Genomic DNA, 2,110 nt, shown 5'->3' on the forward strand with positions numbered 1-2,110 from the left:
GCCATGCGCCCCCCAGGCAAACCGCCGGCGCCCGGCGCCTACGCGGCCGCGCTGAAGGCCGGCTTCGAGGCGACCTCCACGCAGGTGCAGCAGATGCACCAGGCGATCGCCGACCAGGCCTTCGCGACGCTGCAGCACGTGCCCGTGGTCGCAGCGCCGGCCCGCTGGGTGCAGCGGGTRCACGACATGGTCAGCACGGTGGTCCACACGACAGTGCGCCAGACCGGCGCCGCCGCCCTCACGCTGGCCGGCCATGCCGAACAACGCCTCACCGATCCGACACGCCAGCCCGGCGCGCGCGAGCAGGCCCTGCGCAGCGCGCTGAACGGCGTGGCCGGCGATGCGCTGCAGGCGGCGGGCAACCCGCTCGCGGTGCGCATGGCCTTGTATCCCGAAGGCGTGGTGCCGGGGGAGCGGGTCTGCCTGTTCATCCACGGGCTGGCCTGCGACGAACACAGCTGGACGGTCGCGCGTGCCGAGTCGGCCGGCGATTCCTACCCGGCGATGGCCGAGCGCGAGTTCGGCGCCACGCCGCTTTTCCTCCGCTACAACAGCGGGTTGTCGATCAGCGACAACGGCCGTGCGCTGTCGGCGCTGATGGCGCAATGGATCGAATCGACGCCCGGGCGCGCCGCATCGATCGTGCTGGTGGGCCACAGCATGGGCGGGCTGGTCGCGCGCGCCGCCTGCGAGCAGGCGCTGGCCGACGGCAGCCCGTGGCTCGGTCGCATCCGGATGCTGGTCTGCCTGGGCACACCGCACCGCGGTGCGCCGCTGGAACGGGCCGGGCATGTGCTCTCTTCGGTGCTGGATGCATCGGCGATGACACGGCCGCTGAGCCGGCTCGCCGATGCGCGCAGCCGCGGCATCCGCGACCTGCGCCACGGCGCGGCGCCGAGCACGCTGGCGGTGCCGATGCGGCTCGTCGCGGGCCTGGGCGACGGCCTGGTGCGGCCCGGCAGCGCGGCGGATCCGGCGCTGGCCGGTGATGTCGAACGCGTCGAGATCGACGGCGTCGGCCACATGGACCTGCTGAACCACCCGCGCGTCGCGGCCGCGCTGCGCCGCTGGTTGCGCGCGGCCTGGGCCTGATCAGCGGGCGTCGCGCCGCACCTGGCGGGCGATGAAGCGGCCCGGATCGATCGCATCGAGCAGGCTGCTTTCAAGCGGCGCCGGTGCGCCGGTGATCGCCGACGCGAGCGTCTCTGCGCCGAGGGTCGACCAGGTGATGCCGCGCGAACCCAGCGCGGTGAACACGAACAGGCCCGGCACGCGCGGCACGAAGCGGACCTGGTCGATCGCGCGCGTGCGGGGCGCGTGAAGGTCGGGCACCGCGCCGWCGATCGGCAGGCGGTCGCCCGCCACCCAGCGCCACGCGGTGCGGCCTTGCAGCGCGCCGGCATCGACCGGCGCAGCCTGCCCGGTCAGGTTCTGGTACTGCGCGAGGTTGTGGGCGTGGTCCGCCTGCCGCAACTCGGCGGCCATGTCGCCGGCCGCACTGGTGGCGCCGAACACCGCCATGCCGTCGATCGGCGGCAGCAGGTAGCCGGCGCCGGCCAGCGGAATGCGCGGCAGCGCCCAGCCCGCGGTGTCGGCCGGCGCGAAGCTCAGCTGGCCCCGCACGGCCTCGACGGACCACGCGGGCTGGCCGAGCAGCCGCAACGCATCGCCGGCGTTCGCGAGCACCAGCACCGGTGCACTGGCGATGCTCGCGCCCTGCACGTCTCTCACGTGCCAGCGGCCCTCGTCGTCGTGGTGGATCGACTCGACCTGAATGCCGCCACGCCAGCGGATCTGCTCGCCGCCTTGTGCGATGAACCAGCGCACCAGCGCGCCCGGCTGCACCCAGCCGCCCTGCGGGTAGAACCAGGCCGGGTGGCGCAACGCCAGGCCTGCAAGGCGACCGGCCGCATCGGCATCGAGCGCCTGCACATAGGTCGCCGGCAAGCCCACGCGATCGAGCACCGCCTGCATCGCGGCCGCATCGGGCAGCGCGGTCTCCAGTCTCAGCAAACCGGCCAGCGAACCGGGCACGCCGTCGCGCAGCGCATCGGCCAGCACGCGCGCGAGCTCCAGCGCGGCTGCGCGGTTGAAGCGCGCATGCGTGCCG

The 2,110-nt window shown here is 74.3% G+C and carries 2 protein-coding genes; one reads left to right on the forward strand and one right to left on the reverse strand.

Annotation, left to right across the window (positions count from 1 at the left end; translation table 11 throughout):
- A partial coding sequence (locus AC1D01_RS31685) for a PGAP1-like alpha/beta domain-containing protein (RefSeq protein WP_477873482.1) occupies positions 1-1,092 on the forward strand: 1,092 nt, incomplete at its 5' end.
- Here the strand turns inward: AC1D01_RS31685 and mnmC1 are convergent.
- On the reverse strand, positions 1,093-2,110 hold a 1,018-nt coding region (mnmC1, locus tag AC1D01_RS31690), incomplete at its 5' end, for an FAD-dependent 5-carboxymethylaminomethyl-2-thiouridine(34) oxidoreductase MnmC1 (protein WP_477873483.1). It abuts the gene before it with no gap.

The sequence above is a fragment of the Rhizobacter sp. P3_B12 genome (genome assembly GCF_056402895.1).